General features: G+C 63.7%; 25 protein-coding genes. 14 read left to right on the forward strand and 11 right to left on the reverse strand.

What is annotated here, in order from left to right:
- Positions 1-9: 9 nt before the first annotated feature.
- From ACZ51H_RS08125 to ACZ51H_RS08145, 5 genes are all read right to left on the reverse strand, one after another.
- Positions 10-318 (reverse strand): hypothetical protein, encoded by a 309-nt coding sequence (locus ACZ51H_RS08125; RefSeq protein WP_460986488.1) that lies wholly within the window; start codon positions 316-318, stop codon positions 10-12.
- An 8-nt stretch (positions 319-326) separates the two neighbouring features.
- Positions 327-605, reverse strand: coding sequence for a flagellar biosynthesis anti-sigma factor FlgM (flgM, locus tag ACZ51H_RS08130; protein ID WP_464801497.1), 279 nt, complete (start codon positions 603-605; stop codon positions 327-329).
- A 46-nt stretch (positions 606-651) separates the two neighbouring features.
- Complete coding sequence (locus ACZ51H_RS08135) at positions 652-1,170, reverse strand: flagella basal body P-ring formation protein FlgA (RefSeq protein ID WP_464802869.1); 519 nt, start codon at positions 1,168-1,170, stop codon at positions 652-654.
- A 92-nt stretch (positions 1,171-1,262) separates the two neighbouring features.
- Positions 1,263-1,754: a flagellar motor protein MotB gene (locus ACZ51H_RS08140; RefSeq protein ID WP_464801498.1), complete on the reverse strand. Its 492-nt coding sequence runs from the start codon at positions 1,752-1,754 to the stop codon at positions 1,263-1,265.
- Entirely contained in the window at positions 1,754-2,422 is a 669-nt protein-coding gene (locus ACZ51H_RS08145; protein WP_449473856.1) for a MotA/TolQ/ExbB proton channel family protein, read from the reverse strand. Before ACZ51H_RS08145 ends, ACZ51H_RS08140 begins: the two co-directional genes overlap by 1 nt.
- A gap of 261 nt (positions 2,423-2,683) precedes the next feature.
- Here ACZ51H_RS08145 and flgB point away from each other — a divergent pair, with 261 nt between their 5' ends.
- The 13 genes from flgB (at position 2,684) to ACZ51H_RS08210 (ending at position 13,329) form a co-directional block, all read left to right on the forward strand.
- Complete coding sequence (gene flgB / locus ACZ51H_RS08150; RefSeq protein ID WP_460986492.1) at positions 2,684-3,055, forward strand: flagellar basal body rod protein FlgB; 372 nt, start codon at positions 2,684-2,686, stop codon at positions 3,053-3,055.
- A 2-nt stretch (positions 3,056-3,057) separates the two neighbouring features.
- Complete coding sequence (gene flgC, locus ACZ51H_RS08155) at positions 3,058-3,468, forward strand: flagellar basal body rod protein FlgC (RefSeq protein WP_449473860.1); 411 nt, start codon at positions 3,058-3,060, stop codon at positions 3,466-3,468.
- Positions 3,465-4,124: a flagellar hook assembly protein FlgD gene (locus tag ACZ51H_RS08160; protein WP_464801499.1), complete on the forward strand. Its 660-nt coding sequence runs from the start codon at positions 3,465-3,467 to the stop codon at positions 4,122-4,124. The genes flgC and ACZ51H_RS08160 overlap by 4 nt, the downstream gene beginning before the upstream one ends.
- Before the next feature lie 39 nt (positions 4,125-4,163).
- Positions 4,164-5,027 carry a flagellar hook-basal body complex protein gene (locus ACZ51H_RS08165; RefSeq protein ID WP_460986494.1) on the forward strand — a complete coding sequence of 288 codons (864 nt, stop codon included), beginning with the start codon at positions 4,164-4,166 and terminating at the stop codon, positions 5,025-5,027.
- Between the two features lie 117 nt (positions 5,028-5,144).
- Complete coding sequence (locus tag ACZ51H_RS08170; RefSeq protein WP_464801500.1) at positions 5,145-5,888, forward strand: flagellar basal body rod protein FlgF; 744 nt, start codon at positions 5,145-5,147, stop codon at positions 5,886-5,888.
- 70 nt (positions 5,889-5,958) lie between these two features.
- Entirely contained in the window at positions 5,959-6,747 is a 789-nt protein-coding gene (gene flgG, locus ACZ51H_RS08175; RefSeq protein WP_460986496.1) for a flagellar basal-body rod protein FlgG, read from the forward strand.
- 173 nt (positions 6,748-6,920) lie between these two features.
- Entirely contained in the window at positions 6,921-7,535 is a 615-nt protein-coding gene (locus tag ACZ51H_RS08180; protein ID WP_464801501.1) for a flagellar basal body L-ring protein FlgH, read from the forward strand.
- A 23-nt stretch (positions 7,536-7,558) separates the two neighbouring features.
- The gene (locus tag ACZ51H_RS08185) at positions 7,559-8,647 is read left to right on the forward strand and encodes a flagellar basal body P-ring protein FlgI (RefSeq protein ID WP_464802870.1); all 1,089 of its coding nucleotides are present in this window, start codon (positions 7,559-7,561) and stop codon (positions 8,645-8,647) included.
- Entirely contained in the window at positions 8,647-8,961 is a 315-nt protein-coding gene (locus tag ACZ51H_RS08190; protein ID WP_464802871.1) for a rod-binding protein, read from the forward strand. The genes ACZ51H_RS08185 and ACZ51H_RS08190 overlap by 1 nt, the downstream gene beginning before the upstream one ends.
- On the forward strand, positions 8,958-10,292 hold the full coding sequence (gene flgK / locus ACZ51H_RS08195) for a flagellar hook-associated protein FlgK (protein ID WP_464801502.1): 1,335 nt from the start codon (positions 8,958-8,960) through the stop codon (positions 10,290-10,292). The genes ACZ51H_RS08190 and flgK overlap by 4 nt, the downstream gene beginning before the upstream one ends.
- A gap of 12 nt (positions 10,293-10,304) precedes the next feature.
- Positions 10,305-11,150 carry a flagellin gene (locus ACZ51H_RS08200; protein WP_464793632.1) on the forward strand — a complete coding sequence of 282 codons (846 nt, stop codon included), beginning with the start codon at positions 10,305-10,307 and terminating at the stop codon, positions 11,148-11,150.
- A gap of 259 nt (positions 11,151-11,409) precedes the next feature.
- Complete coding sequence (motA, locus tag ACZ51H_RS08205; protein ID WP_460986500.1) at positions 11,410-12,273, forward strand: flagellar motor stator protein MotA; 864 nt, start codon at positions 11,410-11,412, stop codon at positions 12,271-12,273.
- A gap of 3 nt (positions 12,274-12,276) precedes the next feature.
- Positions 12,277-13,329 carry a flagellar motor protein MotB gene (locus ACZ51H_RS08210; RefSeq protein WP_460986501.1) on the forward strand — a complete coding sequence of 351 codons (1,053 nt, stop codon included), beginning with the start codon at positions 12,277-12,279 and terminating at the stop codon, positions 13,327-13,329.
- Between the two features lie 161 nt (positions 13,330-13,490).
- Here the strand turns inward: ACZ51H_RS08210 and ACZ51H_RS08215 are convergent, their stop codons facing one another.
- The 6 genes from ACZ51H_RS08215 to ACZ51H_RS08240 all read right to left on the reverse strand — a co-directional run bounded on the left by ACZ51H_RS08215 (position 13,491) and on the right by ACZ51H_RS08240 (position 19,372).
- Positions 13,491-14,837, reverse strand: a complete 1,347-nt coding sequence (locus ACZ51H_RS08215) for a sensor histidine kinase (RefSeq protein ID WP_464771160.1) — start codon at positions 14,835-14,837, stop codon at positions 13,491-13,493.
- Positions 14,834-15,553 carry a response regulator gene (locus ACZ51H_RS08220; protein WP_449473885.1) on the reverse strand — a complete coding sequence of 240 codons (720 nt, stop codon included), beginning with the start codon at positions 15,551-15,553 and terminating at the stop codon, positions 14,834-14,836. The genes ACZ51H_RS08215 and ACZ51H_RS08220 overlap by 4 nt, the downstream gene beginning before the upstream one ends.
- A gap of 70 nt (positions 15,554-15,623) precedes the next feature.
- Entirely contained in the window at positions 15,624-16,280 is a 657-nt protein-coding gene (locus ACZ51H_RS08225) for an EF-hand domain-containing protein (protein ID WP_464801503.1), read from the reverse strand.
- Between the two features lie 223 nt (positions 16,281-16,503).
- Positions 16,504-17,721 carry an argininosuccinate synthase gene (locus ACZ51H_RS08230; RefSeq protein ID WP_449473889.1) on the reverse strand — a complete coding sequence of 406 codons (1,218 nt, stop codon included), beginning with the start codon at positions 17,719-17,721 and terminating at the stop codon, positions 16,504-16,506.
- Positions 17,722-18,030: 309 nt separating this feature from the next.
- Positions 18,031-19,011: an LPXTG cell wall anchor domain-containing protein gene (locus tag ACZ51H_RS08235; RefSeq protein WP_464801504.1), complete on the reverse strand. Its 981-nt coding sequence runs from the start codon at positions 19,009-19,011 to the stop codon at positions 18,031-18,033.
- Between the two features lie 166 nt (positions 19,012-19,177).
- A complete protein-coding gene (locus tag ACZ51H_RS08240) occupies positions 19,178-19,372 on the reverse strand; it encodes a DUF4169 family protein (RefSeq protein WP_464801505.1) in 195 nt (64 codons plus the stop codon).
- A gap of 220 nt (positions 19,373-19,592) precedes the next feature.
- Between ACZ51H_RS08240 and ACZ51H_RS08245 the strand changes: the two genes are divergently transcribed.
- A complete protein-coding gene (locus ACZ51H_RS08245; protein WP_464801506.1) occupies positions 19,593-20,789 on the forward strand; it encodes a hypothetical protein in 1,197 nt (398 codons plus the stop codon).
- The last annotated feature ends 5 nt before the right edge of the window (positions 20,790-20,794 follow it).

Below are 20,794 nucleotides of genomic sequence, written 5' to 3' on the forward strand. Positions count from 1 at the left end.
TGTAGCTCGTTACCGCCCGTAAACCAACGGAGCCTGCGTCGACCCATGCGCCGCCAGCAAAGACAGACGCTGTCCGGCATGATCGGTCAGCACATTGATTCGCACCCGCGCCGCTTCGATCAGGGGAAGCAGTGCCGTCACCCTCTCACGAATCGCGTCATCCGCGCGCCATGCGCCGATCGCGCGCACTGCGGCGGCGCTCCTGCTCACATGAGATGCGGCGGCATCGATCGCCGCCACGTCGGTGCCATCAAGCGCCGCGCGCAACTCCTCGAAGGCCGAGAAGAGGTCATCCAGCGCTGCAAGCCCGAGCGGCATCGACTATCTTACCCGTTAACCGGCAGGTCGAGCGCGAGCATCTTGTCGGCAATCGCAGCCGCATCGACCGGATAGTTGCCCGAAGCAATGGCTGCCTTGATCGCGGCAACGCGGTCCATATCGACCGGCGCGCCTTCTGAAGCCATGCGGGCAGCCGGGCTAGCCGATGCTGAAAATGACGACACGCCTACCGATCCCTTGTCTGAAAAGGTCCGCGCCTTGCCCCCTTCCCGCAAGCGGGAAGCCTCTATGGCGGCGCTCATATTCTGGCCGACAGATTTGATCATGGCTTACAATCCTTCACTCGTCCCGCCCTATCTATAACGGCCGGGTTCAAAAATCATTAAATCCCGGAATGCGCACAGTGCCCATTTCCACAACCTGCGCCAGAACCGGCGCTGCTTTCTTGTCCTCGCGCACGCGGATGGTGTCGCCCACGGCGCCATCTTCATCCGCGATCATCACGCGCGACACGCTGAAACTCGCATTGCCAGCGATCAGCTGGACGGGGTCGCCGCGCTTGACCACCATGTCGCGCTGCGCCGGGCGAGCAGGTGCACCATAGCGGGCGACCGGCGTCACAGCACCAGCCCCACCACCGCTCAGCGGCACGCGTATGCGCCAGCCAAGGGGATCGCACTTCACGATCGCCGCGCCGAAAGTCGGCCCTTCGACGCTGGGCGTCACCGGACAAGCCGCCAGCCGCAGCCGCCGATCGACCGGCGCGACAGGACCGCCCGGTTCACCGATATTGGCGCCCACGGTCATCGCGACCAGCCCGTCCAGGCGATCGAGATTCTCGAATTTCTGCTGCGCCAGCGCAGGCTGAGCAGACGCTGCGGCCAGCACCATAGCGGCAATGAAGGGCAGCTTGTTCACAGAAGGTCTCCGGATGCAGGCAGATTCATGCCACGCATTAAGCATCCGACATGGCTAACAAGTCGTTAACGCCGCCGGACATCTTCGCCGATGCGGATCACCTGCCCCTTGCCCGTGCCGCCATCCATCTGATCAAGGCCCCGGATGCGCAGCCGGTCATCGGCCAGCCCCTGCGCCTTCAACTCACGCGCCACCGCGCCCAGTCGTGCCGCAGCCAGATCCCATGGATCGAACCGCCGCCGCGCTGGATCGGTGCCGATGCTGCTGATGTCGATCCTGCCCGTTCCTCGCCGCAAGCCAGCGCCAACCCTGGCGACCGCCGCCCTGCCCCGATCGGACAACAAAGCCTCGTCCGGCAGAAACAGCTCCCCCGCGCGCAGCTCCATGTCCTTGGCAACCGCGCGCCCACCAAATTGCTGACGCACCTGCGCGAGCATGGCGTCGCGCTTTTGTCCGCTCGCCTGCAAGAGTATGAAAAAGCCGAGTAGCAACAGCAGCAGGTCGGCGAAACTCACCGCCCACCGATTACGCCGGGCTTGCGACGCAGCGGCGGTCATCACGCGACCTCGCGGATGGATGCCCGCAGCGTCGTCACATTTTCGCGCCGGGCGATGGCGACCATGCGGGTGACCGCTTCTTTCTGCCATGCCAACTCGCGCTCCGACAGGTCGGCCAGGCGGCTTGCGATCGGAGCGGCGATGACATTGGCGATCACCACGCCATATAGCGTCGTCAGCAGCGCCAGCGCCATGGACGGACCCAGCGCCGCTGGGTCATCCATCGCCGCGAACATGCCGATCAAGCCCAATATCGTGCCCGCCATGCCAAGTGCAGGCGCGGCATCGGCGATCGACAGCCATACGTTGCGCGCACCGCCATGACGGCGCGCCCGATCGGCCAGCGCCTGCGCTGCCCAAATCTCGAACTGCTCGGTCTTTTCGCTGTTGGCGAGGCGGCGCGCCGCTTCGGCCAGAAAGGGATTGGCCGTCTTCACCCGATCGGTGCAGGCAAGGCCGCGCAGCTGCGCAACCTGATCGATCTTCAGCAGCGCCGCGCGCGCTGTTGCCTGATCCTTGTCCGGATCGGCGCGCAGCAGCGGCACCAATGCCGCGAACCCTCGCCCAATCGCCGGGCCGCCATTCTGAAACAGCGCCACCGCGCCCACGCCCGCAATCATGATGATCAGCGTCAGGGGATCGAAGAGTTGCGCCAAAATCCCGAACATCAACCAATCCCCCATTCACCCGGATCACCTGCGGCAAAGTCTTGCCAGAGACCGGCAAAATCCTGCCGCCCCTGCCGTCTCTTTCACCCGAACCCACGGATTTCCGCCATTCTCGCCATTGCCGATGCGTCACCCACGCAAATTGGCACGGCTCTTGCTAATACCCGTTCGGATCACCCGCGGTTCACGCCATCAGGCTTCAGAACGGCGGATGACCCACAACTTTTAGGCCCCTCGGGGCAAAAAGACGGAAAGACGGAAATGTCGCTGGAAGACGGACTGTTCGGGATACATGGAAAGGCGCTGGCGCTTCGCTCGCAACGCCTGTCCCTGCTCGCGTCCAACATCGCGAACGCCTCGACCCCCGGGTACAAGGCGCGCGACATCGATTTTGAGTCAGCGCTGAAGGAAGCGACGACGCGCCAGCAGGGCAGCGGAATCGCGGATGTCGGCAAAGCGGTCGATGACAGCATGGGCTATCGCGTCCCGCTTCAGCCCAGCCTTGACGGCAACACCGTCGAACTCAGCACCGAACAGACGCTGTTCGCCGAAAACGCCGTCAAATATCGCACGACCCTCTCCTTCCTTGAGGGCCGCATCAACACCGTCACTCGCGCCCTGAAGGGAGAATGAGCATGAGCGGTTCTGGCCCCATGAACGTCTTCGACATCGCCGGCCGCGCCATGAGCGCGCAGCTTGTCCGCCTGAACGCCACCGCTTCCAACATGGCGAACGCGGGCAATGTCACCGGCAGCGAGGCATCCGCCTATCGCGCCATCAAGCCCGTTTTTGAGTCGGTCACCGACAAGCCCGGCGTGTCCACGGTGAAGGTCGCCAGCGTCCTTACCACGGACGCCAAGCCCACCAAGCGCCACGATCCCAATCACCCGCTCGCCGACAAGAATGGCGACGTATGGGAATCGGCCGTGGATAGCAGCGCGGAGCTGGTCGACATGATCGAGACCGCCCGCATGTATCAGAACAACGTGCAGGTGCTGAACACCGCCAAATCGCTGATGCTCGAAACCATAAGGATCGGCAAATGAGCACGACCTCAACCGTCACCGACAGCGCGGGCCTTACCGCCTATAACCCTTACAAGAATGTCGGCACCGGCAAGGCGGAGATGGGCCAGGCGGATTTCCTGCGCCTGCTCACCGCGCAGATGCAGACGCAGGACCCATTCGCGCCGATGGATAACGCGCAGATGGTGGCCCAGATGGCGACCATCACCAACTCCAGCGGCATCGCGGAAATGAACCAGACGCTGAAGGGCCTCGCCTCGCAGCTGACCGGTTCGCGCCTGGGCGATGCCGCCAGCTGGATCGGCAAGTCGATGCTGGTCCAAAGCAACATCGTCGCGCCTGATGCCGCTGGCCAGTATATCGGCCAGGTCACGTTCGCCGACGCAACCAGCGGCGCGAGCGTCGATCTGATGGACGGCAACGGCAATGTCGTGAAGACCATCGACCTTGGCAACCGATCCGCAGGCGACGCCAATTTCTACTGGGACGGCAAGGACGAAGCCGGAAACAGGGTCGCCACCGACGCGCTCAAGATTCGCGTCAACGGCGCAACCCCTTCCCGCGTCGCCAGCTGGGCCACCATCGCCGCCGTCCAGTCACCCGCTGACGGCAGCGCCTCCAAACTCATCACCGCATTGGGCAGCTACAGCCCGTCAGACGCCATTTCACTCTCCTAACCTCGTCACCCAAATCCTTTTCACCCAAGGAGTAACGCCATGTCCTTCTATATCTCGCTTTCCGGCCTGAAGGCCGCACAGACCGATCTGGCCACCATCGCCAACAATGTGTCGAACGTGAACTCCACCGCTTTCAAGAAGAGCAAGGCCGTGTTCGGCGACATCTTCGCCGCCGCGCCGATGCAGACGACCACGCAGGTCGCTGGTCAGGGTGCGCGCGTGCAGGGCATCACCCAGCAGTTCACGCAAGGCACGATCGAGGGCACGGACAAGACGCTGGACCTCGCCATCACCGGCGAAGGCTTCTTCACCGTCAAGCGCACCGGCGACAGCCAGGTCAGCTTCACGCGTAACGGCGCATTGTCGCTGACCGAGGACCGCTTCGTGGTCGATACCACCGGCGCCCGCGTTCAGGTCATCCCGGTCGATCCCACCACCGGCTTGCCTTCCGCAGCGACCGCTGCGGGCCTCGCCGCTGGCACCCTGACTTCCGGCGACCTCGCCGACCTTCAGGTCCCCACGAACTGGCCCGCAGGCGGCACCGGCAACCAGCTGAACAGCGTCGGCGTGGGCAAGGATGGGCAGATCACCGGCGTCTATGCCGATGGTTCGACCGTCTATCTCGGCACCACCGCGATGGCAGCTTTCAACAGCCAGGACGGCCTGCGCCAGCAGGGCGACGCGCACTGGACATCAACTTCGGCCAGCGGCGCGCCGCGCTTCGGCACCGGCAACAGCGGCCTCTACGGCTCGGTTCGCTCGGGCGCCCTCGAACGCGCCAACGTGGACATCACGGAAGAACTGGTCGCCCTGATCTCGGCCCAGCGCAACTTCCAGGCGAACTCGAAGGCGATCGAAGCGGCCAACACGCTGTCGACCACCATCGTGAACATGCGCACTTAATAGCAAGGCGCAGGGATGCTCACGCATCCGCGCCTTGGCTACGCTCAGGCCCCGCGCGGGCTTTACCGGGTTCCACAGAACCCGGTCAGCCCGCCGCGTTAGAAACAGGACAGACCCATGGACCGGCTCGTCAACACGGCACTCACCGCAATGCGCGGCGCGATGGCGCGGCAGGCGTCGATCTCCAACAATCTCGCGAACGTCAACACGGTTGGCTTCCGGGCGGAGATCGCCAATGCAGAGACGCGCTGGATCAAGGGCGATGGTTTCGAAACGCGGGCGCAGGCGTCCGAACAGGTGATCGCGTCCGACATGGCGCAGGGCGCGGTCGTCGAAACCGGCAATCCGCTGGACGTGGCCATGAACGGCGATGCACTGCTCGCCGTTCAGGCCGCGGACGGCAGCGAAGCCTATACGCGCCGGGGCGACCTTAAGGTCTCCGACAGCGGCCTCCTCACGACCGGCGACGGCCTCCCCGTCCTGGGCGAAGGCGGCCCCATCACCCTGCCGCAGATGGACAGCGTTTCCATCTCGCAGGATGGCAGCATCTGGGGCGTGCCGCAGGGCGGCGACCCGGCAAACCCGCAGCGCGTCGATGGATTGAAGCTCGTCCGCCCCGTCGGCTCCAGCATCGCCAAGGGCACCGACGGCCTTTTCCGCGAAACCAATGGCGGCGTCCTGCCGACTGATCCGCTGGCGACCGTTACCGGCGGTTCGATCGAAGGCTCCAACGTCAACGCGACCTCAGCACTGGTCGACATGATCGAAGCCAGCCGGGCGTGGGAAACGCAGGTGAAACTGATCGACACCGCCAAGCAGCTCGATGACGGCGGCGCATCGCTCATGCGGCTTGATGGTTAATTTGGCACGAACCTTGCTTCTCGTTGAGCATAGCCATTGGGCAAGCCTGACGGCATCACGGAGTTAGACCATGACCAACGCAGCCCTTCACGTCGCCCGCACCGGCCTCGACGCGCAGAACACGAAGATGCGCGTGATCGCCAACAACCTGGCGAACGTCAACACGACCGCCTTCAAGCGCGACCGCGCCGATTTCGAAACGCTCGCCTACCAGCAGATGGTCGCGGCAGGCGCCAATTCGGACAGCGAAAACAAATTCGCCACCGGCCTCAATCTCGGCTCCGGTGTCGCTATGCAGGGCACCAGCAAAATCAACACGCAGGGCACGTTGCAGCAGACCGGCAACGCGCTCGACATGGCGATCGAAGGCTCCGGCTTCTTCCAGGTCCAGCGCCCGGACGGCACCATCGCCTATACCCGCGCGGGCAATTTCAGCACCACGGCGGAAGGCGCGATCGTCACCAGCGACGGCCTGCCCCTCATCCCGCAGATCACCGTGCCGCAGGGCGCGACCGGCATCACCATCGGCAATGACGGCACCGTCACCGCGACGCTTCAGGGCCAGACCGAACCGACCCAGCTGGGCCAGGTCGAACTCGCCAGCTTCATGAACCCTGCGGGCCTTCAGCCCATCGGCGGCAACCTGCTCACGGAAAGCGCAGCCAGCGGCACCCCGCAGGTCGGCGTCGCCGGCCTCGACGGTCGCGGCATGATCCGCTCGGGCAACCTCGAAACCTCGAACGTCAATGTGGTCGAGGAACTGGTCGACATGATCGAAACGCAGCGCGCCTATGAGGTGAACAGCAAGATGATCAAGGCGACGGACGAAATGCTCCAGTACGTCAATCAGCAGCTGTGAGCGGACTTATGACTTCCCCCCACACACCGTTCGCCCTGAGCTTGTCGAAGGGCTTCACTTCTTCAAAAAGAAAGGGAAGGGCTTCGACATTCGAACGAGACAAGCGGCTCGTTCGAACAGCCCGAACGGCTGTTTTATTCCTCACGGCAACCGCCCTTGCCGCCACCCCGGCAATGGCCGGCAAAAAGCGCGATGCCGAGCGGCAATTTTTTGCCCCCACCATCGTTGCCGCCCCTGCCGCTCCGGTGGCCAACGGCTCGATCTTCCAGGCATCGATGGGCTACACCCCGCTCACCAGCGGCGCGCGGGCGCAAAGCGTCGGCGACATCATCACCATCGTGCTGGTCGAACGCACGCAGGCAACCAAGACCAACTCGGCCGACACGAGCCGCAGCGGCAGCATCGGCCTGACGCCGCCCAGCACCGGCCCCCTCTCCAAGCTCTTCTCCGCCAGCGACATCGCGGCAAGCGGCGATCAGGGCTTCACCGGCAAGGGTAACGCCAGCCAGTCCAACGCGCTCAGCGGCGAAATCACCGTGACGATCGCGGCGGTCTATCCCAACGGCACGATGCTGGTGAAGGGTGAAAAGGCGCTGACGCTCAATCGCGGCGACGAATATATCCAGATCAGCGGCCTCGTCCGTCAGGCCGACATCAGCCCCGATAACCGCATCGCCTCGACCCGCGTGGCCGACGCCAAGATCATCTACACCGGCAAGGGCGAGATCGCCCGCGCGAGCCGCCAGGGCTGGCTGCAGCGCTTCTTCTCGATGATCAGCCCCTTCTGATGGAGCGCGCCTTCATGACCCGCCTGTTCCGTATCCTTCTTCCCCTGCTCGGCCTGCTGGCGGTCCCCGCCCATGCCGAACGGATCAAGGACCTGGGCACCTTCCAGGGCGTGCGCCCCAACCAGCTAACCGGCTACGGCATCGTCGTCGGCCTCGCTGGCACCGGCGACGATAGCCTCGACTATGCCACGCAGGGTGTGAAGGGCATGGTCTCGCGCTTCGGCCTGACCTTGCCGCAGGGCATCAACCCCGCGCTCAAGAACGCCGCCGCTGTGCTGGTCACCGCCGACCTCCCCGCCTTCGCCAAGCCCGGCCAGCGCCTCGACGTCACCGTCTCGGCTTTGGGCAAGGCCAAGTCGCTGCGCGGCGGCACGCTCATCATGACGCCCCTGCGCGGCGCGGATAACGAAATCTACGCCATGTCGCAGGGCAACCTCGCGGTCGGCGGTCTCGGCGTGTCAGGCGCGGACGGCAGCCAAGTCTCCGTCAACATCCCCTCGGCAGGCCGCATCCCCGGCGGCGCGACGGTCGAGCGCGCGGTCGCAACCGGCTTCGACACCGCGCCCACCCTCACCTTCAACCTCGCCGAAGCCGACCTCACCACCGCCCTGCGCGTGGCGGACGGCATCAACCGCACCTTCGGCGACCAGCGCGCGCGCGCCACCGACGCGGTTTCGGTGAACATCGACGCCGCCCCCGGCGCGACCGACCGGATCATGATGATGGGCATGATCGAGAATATCGAGATCAAGCCCGCCGATGCACCTGCCAAGGTCATCGTCAACGCCCGCACCGGCACCGTCGTCATCAACGGCGCGGTCAGGATCCATCCGGCCGCCGTCGCGCACGGCAAACTGACCGTCAGCGTCAACGAAAGCCCGCGCATCGTCCAGCCCGCGCCCTTCTCTCGCGGACAGACCGCCATGGAGCCTTCCAGCTCGATTTCGATCGATCAGGAAAAGAAACCAATGGTTAATTTTAAAGGTGGAGCCTCGCTGGCCGATATAGTGAAAGCGGTGAATGCCATTGGAGCCTCTCCCGCCGACATGGTCGCGATCCTCGAAGCCTTGAAGCAGGCAGGCGCGATGAAGGCTGAACTGGTGGTGTTGTGATGCAGATAAACGCGATTTCCAAAGTGGTTCAGCCCACCGCGTCGCCCGAAAAGGCGCAGCTGGAGAAGACCGCCAAGCAGTTCGAGGCCATCTTCCTGCGCCAGATGATCGGCACCATGCGCCAGTCGGGCGGCGGCGAAGGCATCTTCGATTCCAGCACGACCGAACAGTTTCGCGACATGTCCGACGCGCGCACCGCCGACACGATGGCGGAAAAGGGCGCACTCGGCATCGCGGAAATGCTGCTGCGCCAATATGAAAGCCGCATGCCGAAAGCCCCCGCCGCTCCGGTAACACCGGATAAGGGCGCATGAGCGATCTCTTCATCATCGGCGCCTCAGGCACGAAAGCCTACCGCCAGGCGATGGCCGCGATTTCGGAAAATATCGCGAACGCCAGCACGGAAGGCTATTCGCGCCGGTCGCTGACGACCGTTGAGTCCGGTTCGTCCACGGCGACGATGGCGACCTATATCGCCCGCGCCAATTTCGGCGGCACCGAAGTGTCGGGCGTCGCCCGCGCCGCCGATCCCTATCTGGATGCCGCCGTCCGCTCCAGCGGCATGGCGCTTAGCAGCTCTACTGCCCGGCTGCGCTGGATGACCGATCTGGAAGGCGCGCTCAACGACACGGATACCGGCATCGGCAAGCTGATGACGGGCATGTACCAGAATATCGACAAGCTCGCCGCCAGCCCCAGCGACCGGTCGCTCCGCGTCACCACGCTCGACAGCATCAATCGCGTTGCCGAGGCGTTTCAGCGCACCTCGGCCGACCTCTCGCAGGTATCCAGCGGCATCGCCACCGAAGCGACAGCGTCTGTCGAAACCATCAACCGCTCGCTGTCGCAACTGGCTGGCATCAACAACAGTCTGCTTCGCGCGCAGCCCGGCACATCGGCCTATGCGCAGCTGCTGGACGGCCGCGACGCGGCGCTGAACACATTGTCGGCCAATCTCAATGTCGACATCAGCTTCGGCGCGCATGACGTGGCGACGATCAACTATAATGGCACGACGATCGTGCAGGGCGACAATCCGACCGCGCTGGCGCTGACCGTCAATGCCAATGGCACCCTGGCGCTAGCCACCGCTGGCGGCACGGCACTGCCCGCACCCTCCAACGGGACGCTCGGCGGCCTCTTTTCCTCGGCCGACATAACGGCGCAGCGCCGCACCAGCTTGGACACGCTGGCGCAGCAGTTTGTGACGGACGTGAACAACTGGCACGCGCAGGGCCGTACAGACGCGAACGTGGCGGGCGCAGCGCTCCTCTCCGGCACGACAGCGGCGAGCGTCACCGCGCTCATAACCGATCCCGCCGCGCTGGCGACCAAATCCACGGACGGAAGGCTCAACGGCAACTTGCTGGACGCGGGCACCGTCCTGCGCGGCAATGGCAGCGTCGAACAGGGGTGGACGTCGATCATCGCGACGCAGGCGAATTTGCTCTCCTCCATCAAGGCCGAACAGACAACCGCTCAGGGCCGCAGTGATCAGGCGATCGCCGCGCGCGAAGCGGTCAGCGGCGTCGATCTCGACATGGAAGCGGCCGAACTGCTCCGGTTGCAGCAGGCCTATTCCGGCTCGGCGAAAATCCTTCAGATCGCGAAGGAAACTGTCGACGCCATTCTGCAGATCATTTGAAAGGGCTGACCCATGGTAGGCATCACCAACAAGACGCTGATCGCCGAAATCCGTCGTCAGCAGACATTGTCTCAGGGCATCATCGAAGGGCAGACCGCCATTTCGACCGGCATCACACTGAACAAGCCATCGGACAATTCCCTGGCTTGGGTGCAGGTGTCGGAAATCGGCAAGGAGCAGGCACAGCAATCGGCCTGGCAGGCCAATGTCAGCTATGGCACCGGCCGCGCGGCCAACGCCGAATCTAATCTGGACGAAATCAACACCCTGCTCATCAGCGCGCAGGAACTGGTGACCTCCGCCCGCAACGGATCGCTCAACGACGCGCAGCGCACCGCGATCTTCGAAGATGTGAAGGGCATTCGCGAGGCCATCGGCTCGCTGCTTAATCAGACCGACTATCAGGGCGTGCCGGTATTCGACGACACCCAGAGCGTATTGGTTCCGGTGAGCCGTGGGCTCAACCTGGCAGTGGTCGGCACCCGGCAGGAGGTTTCGGAAGGGATCGACGTCGGCGGAACGCCCATGACGCTGGACGACATATTGGGCCAGGCGCTCACCGCCTTGCAGGGCGGCACCGACGCTGACCTCCAATCGGCGCTGTCCGCAATCAAGGCGGGGCAGAGCCACGTCACCATCGAACAGGCCAAGCAGGGCGTCCGTAGCGACCGGCTGGACGTGACCGGCAACCGGCTGACCAGCGTCGATCTGGACCTGAAGGAACGCCGTCAGGGCCTCGAATCGACCGACCTTTCCGAAGTCATCTCCTCCGTGAAGAGCAAGCTGCTGCAACTGGAAGCCGCCCAGTCTGCCTTTGCCCGGATCAACCAGCAGACGCTGTTCGACCTGATCCGCTAAGTTTTCAGGCTGCGGCGCTCCCCTACTCCGTCGTCCCCCCTCACTCCGTCATCCCAGCGAAAGCTGGGATCTCAGGAGAGGGCGCGCAACCTGGCCCAAGATCCCAGCTTACGCTGGGATGACGAAGAAGAGGCGGATTTGGTGCAAAAAACCTCCCATCCTAAACCTCCCGCTAACCATTAGGCGTTAACCATCTGACGAAAGCGCATCTTGCGTCGTCGGGTAAAAGCCCAGCGGGCAGAATTTTTCAGGGGTACTCATGTTCGCACTCATTGGCCTGGTCGTGCTGCTCGTCATGGTATTTGGCGGCTTCATCTTCACGGGTGGCGACATCGGTCCCGTTCTCCACGCCCTGCCCCATGAAATGCTCATCATCGGCGGCGCCGCCGTCGGCGCGCTGATCATCGGCAATTCTGGCGCGGACCTGAAGGCGCTGGGCGGCGGCGTCGGCAAGGTGTTCAAAGGCCCCAAATATAAGAAGCAGGATTTTCTCGACTGCATCTTCCTCGTCTCCCGCCTGATGAAGACGCTGCGCGTCGAAGGCCCTGTGGCGCTGGAGCCGCATATCGAGGACCCTGCCAGCTCGACGATCTTTTCCGAATATCCCCGCCTGATGGCTGACAAGACGCTGATCCACCTGATGAGCGACACGCTGCGTCTGGTGGTCGTGTCCTCGGGTACGCTCGATCCGCATGCGGTCGAAGAGGTCATGGATAACGCGCTCAAAACGCACCACCACGAAGCGTTGAAGCCCGCCGACAATCTTCAGGGTCTGGCTGACGCCCTCCCCGCCCTCGGCATCGTCGCGGCGGTTCTGGGCGTTGTGAAGACCATGGGCTCGATCGACCAGCCCCCGGCAATCCTGGGCGGCATGATCGGTTCGGCGCTCGTCGGCACCTTCCTCGGCGTGTTGCTCGCCTATGGCATGGTCGGTCCCTTCGCCAATCGCTGCCGCGCGGTGATCGAGGCGGATGGCTCCATGTACCATGTCGTCAAGCAGATCATCATCGCCTCGCTCCATGGCCACCCCCAGCCGCTCGTCATCGAAGCGGCGCGCTCCAGCCTGACCCATGCGAACCAGCCGGCCTTCGCCGAAGTGTTCGACGGCATGCGGGGCAAATAAGCCATGGCCGAAAAGAAGCGCGGCGGGAACGAGCCCGAACCCCGGCCGATCATCGTCAAGAAGATCATCGTCGATGGTCATGGCGGCCATCATGGCGGCGCGTGGAAGGTCGCCTATGCCGACTTCGTGACGGCAATGATGGCCTTCTTCCTGCTGATGTGGCTGCTCGGCGCAACCACCGAAAAGCAGCGCAAGGGTCTCGCCGACTATTTCACGCCGACGCTGGTCGAACTGAAAATGTCCTCGGCTGGTTCAAGCGGCCTGTTCGGCGGCGACTCCATGGTCAGCAAGGAAAATTATCCCACGACCGGCGGTCAGGGCAACCTCGCCATCACCATCCCGCGCGACGCGACCGGCACCAAGGATCAGGGCGGCAAGGCCACCCGCGCCGCCGATCGCGCCAAGTTCGAGGCGGTGAAGAAGGAACTGGAAGCGCGCATGGCCCGCAAGAAGGGCATGGACAAGCTGCGCCGCAACGTCCGCTTCACCGAAACGCGCGAAGGGCTGCGCATCGACCTGATCGATGAATCCAATTTCGCGATGTTCGCCATGGGCACCGACAATCTGCTGCCTCAAGCGCGCGATCTGGTCAGCGAAGTCGCCGGGGTCGTGCGCGGCATGCCCAATCCGCTGATCGTGCGCGGCCATACCGACGGCCTGCCCTATAGCTCGGGCCAGAGCATGAATAACTGGATGCTATCCTCCGCCCGCGCCGAAGCCACGCGCAAGACGCTGGCGGCCAGCGGCATCGGCAACGACCGCTTCGCCCGCATCGAAGGCGTCGCCGACCGCGAACCCTTCGCCAAGGGCAATGTCTACGACCCGCGCAACCGCCGCATGTCGATCATTCTCGGCTGGACCCGTGGCAGCGACAGCAGCGACGACGAGGCGCCGGACGAGGCGACCAAGGCCGCTATCAAGGAACGCGACAACCCGGCACGGATAGCTCGCGAAGAGGTGACCAGGATCGACATGGGCGGCACGGGATTGCCTAGCGGGGTCCAGTTGCTTAACCCAACCGCCCCCGGCACCTCGAGCAAACCGGGTAAGCACTGATCGAAGCAGAACTTCTCCTTCTCCCTCTCTCCTTCAGGGGAGAGGGCCGGGGAGAGGGGAGCAACGGGAGATCAATATCGGTCCCCTCTCCCGCCTTCGCTACGCTCGGCACCCTCTCCCCTAAAGGGGAGAGGGAAATTCGTATCTGCCACCATCCCCGCTCAAACCGGCAACACCAAACTCGCCTCCAACCCGCCACCAGCCCGGTTCACCAGCCTCAGCGCGCCGCCATGCTCCGCCATGATCGCCCGCACCAGCGCTAGCCCTAGTCCAGCCCCGCCGGTCTCCCGGTTCCGCGACCCCTCCAGCCGCGTAAACGGCTCCATCATCTCCTCCATCCGATCCTCGCTGATACCCGGCCCATCATCCGCCACGACGATCCGGATCGCGCCATCCTCGCGCACCACGGACACATGCGCCCGCTCGCCATAAACGATCGCATTTTCGATCAAATTACGCAGCGCCCGCCTGATCTGCTGCGGCCTCACCGAAGCCACCGCCCGCGCACTATCCGCCATCTCCGCAGGCGAACCCAGCTCTATGAAATCCTCCACCACCGCATCGGCCAGCGCGGAAAGATCAACCTTCTGCGCCGCCTCTGTGCTCCGCCCCGCCCGCGCCAGCGACAGGATATCCTCGAGCATCCGGTTCATCTCGTCGATGGTCTGCGACATGCGCGCCCGCTCGCCCTCATCCTCCACCGACTCCGCCCGCACCCGCAGCGACGCCAGCGGCGTGCGCAAATCATGGCCGATCGCGCCGAGCATCCGGTCCTTTTCATCAAGCATCGCAAAGATCCGGCCGCGCATCGCATTAAAGGCAGTGGTCAGCTCCCGCACATCGCCCGGCCCACGCTCCTCCACCGCATCGGCCGATCCCGTGCGCGCGAACTGCTGCGCCGACCGCGTCAACTGCCCCAAAGGCCGCGCCAGCCGTCGCCCGACCCACAGCAGCGGCAGCAGCACGATCACATAAAGGGTCAGCGTCTGCCAGGCGAGCCAGCCGCCAAAGCGCGGCGCCCGGTTGCCCGCCCGCGTCTGGGTCACGACCCATTGTCCGGGGGCATATTCGGCCGCCATCGTCAGCCGCCCGCCGCGCGCCGCGCCACGCATGTCGTCCATGGCGCGCATCCTGACGCTGTCGATCCGGCGCATCGGCGGCGGCCGGTCCTGCTCGATCACCCGCACCGATCGCACGGGCAGCCCCACATCCGCGAACATCGCCAGCGCACGCCGCTCGACCTCGGGCCGCCGCTCGCCCGTCAACGTCGGCGCAGCATCAAAGAAGCGCGCCCTCGGCGGCCGGTTGCGCGCAGGCGTCTCACCCCGGCTGTCCAGCGCATCGACGATACGATAGACGCCCGGCGCCGTCTGCGCGGTCAGCGTCAACCTATTACGCTCCCGCAGCAGCAGCCCGAAATTGATCGCCTGCGCCACGAACAGCGCGATCGCCACCAGGACGATGATCTGCCCGACCAGGCTCTGCGGCCAAAGGCGAAAGCGCCTCACAGCTTCCTCACATCGGCGGACAACGTATAGCCGCCGCCCCACACCGTCTTGATCAGCGTCGGGTTCTTGGGATCAGGCTCGATCTTCTTGCGGAGCCGACTGATCTGATTGTCGATCGCCCGGTCGAACGCATTGGCCTCCCGCCCCTGCGTGATGTCGAGCAGCTGGTCACGGCTCAGCACCTGATTGGGCCGCGTCGCAAAGGCCATCATCAGATTATATTCCGCCGTCGACAGCGGCAGCGCCACGCCTTCCTGATCCACCAGCACCCGCTCCTGCGTCTTGAGCAGCCAGCCCGCAAAGGCATAGGTCGCCCCATCGGGCGCCGTCACCCGCTGGCCGCCCGTGGCCACGCGCCGAAAGATCACCTTGATCCGCGCCACCAGTTCGCGCGGGGAAAAGGGCTTCAGCACATAATCGTCCGCCCCCATCTCCAGCCCGACGATCCGGTCAGTCTCTTCCGACTTGGCGGTCAGCAGGATGACGGGAATCTCGCTCGTCTCGCGAATATGGCGGCAGAGCGACAATCCATCCTCGCCCGGCATCATGATATCCAGGATCACCAGATCGATCGCATTGGCATTCAGCCGCAGCCGCGCCTCCGCCGCGCTTTCGACGGCAGTCACGCGAAATCCGTTGCGCGACAAATATTGCGCCAGCGGCTCGCGGATCGAACGCTCGTCGTCAACGAGCAGCAGATGGGGTTTTTCACTCATGGGGAATATCTGTCACGACTATCAGCAGCTTGGAAGGGTGAAGGACGCATCCCCCACCCTTCCCCTATGATCAGTTCTTCGGCGCGGCGTCCGCACCACGGCGGGCCTGCCAGGCTTCACGCATCGCCTGACGCGCGGCCTTCATTTCATCCGCCGTCACAAAGCCGTCCTTGTTGCTGTCCGCCTTGTCGAACATCGCGAGCGGCCGGGCCATGAACTCGGCACGCGTCAGAACGCCGTCCTTCATCGCCTTGCCACCTCGGCCGCCACGCCCATGAAACATCATGCCGCCGTCAAAGCCGTGATGACCGCGCCCGCCAAACCCGTGACCTCGACGCCCGTCGCGCCCCTCGCGATCGCCATCCCCGCGACCCCAGCGGCCCTGGTGCCCGGCGACGAACTCGGCCTTGCTGATCTGCCCGTTGCGATCCGTGTCCAACGCGGCAAAGCGCTGGTCCAGCCGCGCCTGACGGCTGATCTCCCGATCTTCCTTTGTCAGCTTGCCGTCGTGATTGGCGTCCATCTTCGCGAACCGCGCATCAAGCGCTGCGGTCAGTTCAGCCTTGCTGATCTTCCCGTCCTTGTTCGCGTCGGCCATCGCCATCATGCTGCCATGACGGCCGCCCGGACCAGCATCGCCCGGCTGCGCCAGCGCCAGATGCGAGGCGGCCAGCCCGCCAACGAACAGCGCGCCGACAGCAGCGGTGCCCAAAAATTTGCGAATCATCTCGTCTCTTCCTTCCAAGGGGTCACGAACGGCGTGTCGCCGCTCCTGAAACCCCTTATGAGGAAGACTTGTCCCGCAAACTTGTCATGTCACGGGCTAAATTGTCGCAATATGTAACGAGGGCGAGCCTCCCCACCCCCGTCATCCCAGCGCAAGCTGGGATCTCAGGAGGCAAGGCGCCAGGCCGCATAAGATCCCAGCTTGCGCTGGGATGACGAGTTCGTCAGCCGTCCCGCCGCCCCAGCAACCGCAGACGCAGCGCATTCAGCTTGATAAAGCCCGCCGCATCGCGCTGATCATAGGCGCCCGCATCATCCTCGAACGTGACAACCTTCTCGCTGTAGAGCGAATAAGGCGACTTGCGACCAACGACCTGAACGCCGCCCTTGTACAGCTTCAGCCGAACCGTCCCCGTCACCTTCTCCTGGCTATGGTCGATCGCCGCCTGCAACATCTCACGCTCGGGCGAGAACCAGAAGCCGTTATAGATCAGCTCGGCATATTTGGGCGCCAGCTCATCCTTCAGATGCGCCGCACCGCGATCCAGCGTCAGCTGCTCGATACCGCGATGGGCAAGGTGATAGATGGTGCCGCCCGGCGTTTCATACATGCCGCGCGACTTCATGCCGACGAAGCGGTTCTCCACCAGATCGAGGCGACCGATGCCATGCTTGCGGCCATATTCGTTCAACGTTTCGAGCAGCGTCGCCGGGCTCATGCCCACGCCGTTGATCGCCACGCCATCGCCACGCTCGAAATCGACCGTGATATATTCCGGCGCGTCGGGCGCGTCCTCCGGGTTCACCGTGCGCGAAAAGACATAGTCGGGCACTTCTTCCCACGGATCTTCCAGCACCTTGCCCTCGGAGGAGGTGTGCAGCATGTTCGCGTCGGTCGAAAACGGGCTTTCGCCGCGCTTGTCGCGCGGAATCGGAATCTGGTGCTGCTCCGCGAACTCGATCAGCTTGGTGCGGCTGGCCAAATCCCACTCCCGCCAAGGGGCGATGACCTTGATGTCGGGCGACAGCGCATAATAGCCCAGCTCGAACCGCACCTGATCATTGCCCTTGCCGGTCGCGCCATGGCTAACGGCATCCGCGCCGACCATCTTCGCAATCTCGATCTGCCGCTTGGCGATCAGCGGGCGGGCAATCGACGTGCCCAGCAGATACAGCCCCTCATACATCGCGTTCCCGCGCATCATCGGGAAGACATAGTCCTTCACAAACTCTTCGCGCAGGTCGTCGATGAAGATATGCTCATCCTTGACGCCCATCAGCTTGGCCTTCTGCCGCGCAGGCTCCAGCTCCTCGCCCTGCCCCAGATCGGCGGTAAAGGTCACGACCTCACACTGGTAGGTCTGCTGCAACCATTTCAGGATCACGCTGGTGTCGAGCCCTCCCGAGAAGGCAAGGACAATGCGGTTGATCTTATCGGACATGGGTGGAGCGACCTTCCTTCAAACTTGGCCTGCAAACTGGCGCGAAATTACCGGCGCGCCGGTATCAGGGGTCGGCCCCAAGTGCAACCGAATCGACGTGCGCAGGTCACGCAAACGGGGCGGCACCGTGCGATGCCGCCCCTGTCTGACTGACTGTCCGGTGACTTAGGACCAATCGACATTCAGTTCTGGCGGTCTGCAAATGGCGGTTGTCCGCGCTTCCGGTGCTCACGTACTTTGAGTACGCTGCGCTCCGGGTCACGGAAAACCACCATTTTCGACACGCCATCTCCTGAATGTCGATCGGCCCTAGCGCGTTTGCGGCTTGAATGTCATCCGGCGATTCCGATCCGCGCCCATCCGATAGACGGTCTGCACCTGCGGTTCGGCATGGATGGTCTGCGGCGGCATATGGGCACGCGCATCGGTAAAGGATGCTCGTTCGCCCTTCTCCTGTTGCGCCAGCAGGAACCGCGCCCGGGCCAACCGCTTGCGGTGCGTGCGGAAAGGATTCTCCGCGCTCGGGGCGGCGGCGACCATCGCCTCCAGACTGGAGCCGTAAGCAGCCCGGGCCGCAAGGGGCGCGCGCATCGGCGCACGCACGACGGCAGGCTTAGCCACCGGTTCCCGCTCCATAAAGGTGGGCGCGACGGCGACAGGCTCTTCTACTAGCGGAGTAACTGGGGTCGCAACGACCTCCTCTTCCTCGACCCCCGCAATGTTGCGGCGACGACGAACAGCGGCAGCCCCGCCCATCCCCGCGAGTAGCAACACGCCACCACCCAAGGCCCACAGGAGCGATTCCTTTGTGCCAGTATCGGCAGCACCAACCTCGCGCGCCTCAGCGACAGGCGGTGTGGCGGGTACAGCTTCGCTCACGATAGGCGGCGGAACAACGGCAGCTTCGCGCTCAGGCGATGCCGCCACAGGCGGCGCCTCCGCCCGTTCAACCGACGGCGCAGCAGCAGACCGCTCGACTTGCGTCCGTGGTGCAGTTCGAACCGACGTGGAAGCCATCCGCGCGTTTGGCCGACTAGCAGCAGGTTTCACCGCAGTCTCGGCTTCCGAAGCAGCCACCGCAGCATCCAGTCGTTCCTCAACCGAAGCGGTCGGCTGGACCATCGGCTGCGGGACCGACGCAGCAGGGGCTACAACCGGCGGCGGCACGACAACAGGCGGCGAAACCGCGTCAGGAACAGTTTCCTGCGCGAAAGAACAGGTTGAACCAAGGGCCAGAACAGCGGCAATCGCGGCACCAGCCGGGCGAACAGATTGAATATATCCTCTCATAGCCCAAGCTGAACCAACGAACTTTTCAATTGACCGCAGACATGGTCACGGATTCACGATGAGTTGATTTTCCGAAGAGACGAATTGTTGCAGACGCGAGAGAGATGAACATCCATTCATCTCATTTGACCTAAAAAGCCTGGAAGATTGCTTGCAGTCCTAAACACTATTCAACCGGGTCGACGTCACCATCCCGTCGGCTACCGTCCAACAGCCGATCCTGCCGCGCCTCATCGATCCGCCGCACCGCACGCTCAGCCTTAGTCTGGCCGAACTTCGCCCGATTTGCAGCCGCCACCTGCTCCTTATCCTTCCGCACCTTGGCCTTGCGCGCCTGCCGCAGATTGATGATGTCACCCATAGCTGGTCAAAACCCTATATGTTCGCGCCTTTTGATCTAAACCCCAAGACTAGGCCAGCAACTGCCGACTTGCCAAGACAACGCCCCGACGGCTCCTTCGGAACCCGGCCATGGCATCTTGTAAACATGCAGAAACCATCTAAGGGCTCAAATGCGAGGCAGGCCGCTCGGGATCGGCAATAAGGGAACTGCTATCTCGCATCTGCTTGGGAGCAGTGGTTTGCGCGTAGGTTTCCTGTTCAATCACGATCAGATACACCAGATTGCCCACAGCCTTCCTGTCGCCATAGCGATGGCCAAAGGCGGTTTCCCTGGCGAAATCATCGTAGCCACGACCAACCCCCGTTTGTCAGCGGAAGTTCAGCGGATCGCCGGGGCATGGCTGGGGACGCGCATCCAGCATGTCGAATTGAAGCTGGCGCCGCGTTCCCTGCGCCTGTCCCGACTGTTCGGCCGCCTGGTCCCCGCCTCCAAACTCCTCGTCTATCGCGACAATCTCCCCTTTTTTCGCAGCCTCGACATGCTGATCGTGGCGGAAAAGACATCGCTTCTGCTGAAATCGCGGTACGGGCTCAAAGACCTTTTCATGGTGCACACCAGACATGGCGCCGGGGACCGCGCCATCGGGTTTGACAAGGCCAGCGCCGGTTTCGATCATGTCCTTTGCTCAGGCGAGAAAATTCGCCGCCGCCTGATAACCGAGGCGCAAGTCGACCCCGCCAGGATCAGCATCGTAGGCTATCCCAAGTTCGACATGGTGCCTCAACAGGGCATAAGCCACCCCCTCAACCGAGGCAGGCCGGTGGTCCTCTATAATCCCCACCCCTCCCCGCATCTGTCATCCTGGTATCGGCATGGCCGGGACATACTCGACTATTTTCGCGAGAGGGACGACCGCGCACTCCTGTTCGCCCCGCACGTCATGCTCTTTGAACGGCCATTCGTAGTGACGATCGACCGCCTGAGCGTGAACCGGGCCGGGACGATCGGGAACCGCTATCTCCATGGGGACAACATCCATGTGGATCTGGGCAGCAAAGCCTCGACCGACATGAGCTATACGATGGCGGCGGACATTTACCTGGGCGATGCCAGCAGTCAGGTCTATGAATTCCTGCTGCGCCCCCGGCCCTGCATCTTCCTGAACAGCCACGGCATCGACTGGGAGGGCGATCCCAATTTCGCGCATTGGCGGGCCGGTGAGGTCATAACCCATCCATCCCAACTGCATGATGCCCTATCCCGCGCGGACCAGTTGCACACCAGCCAATATCGTGAGGTTCAGGAGCAGATGTTCAAGGACAGCTTCGATCTCGACGACCGCCCGTCATCGCAGCGCGCGGCGGAGGTCATCGCGATGCTGGCAGATCGGCGCGGCGCGACCACGGGCAATTTAAAGGCGAGCCAGACGGCGTGACCATA

The organism is Sphingobium sp. TomMM15 (assembly GCF_055397045.1).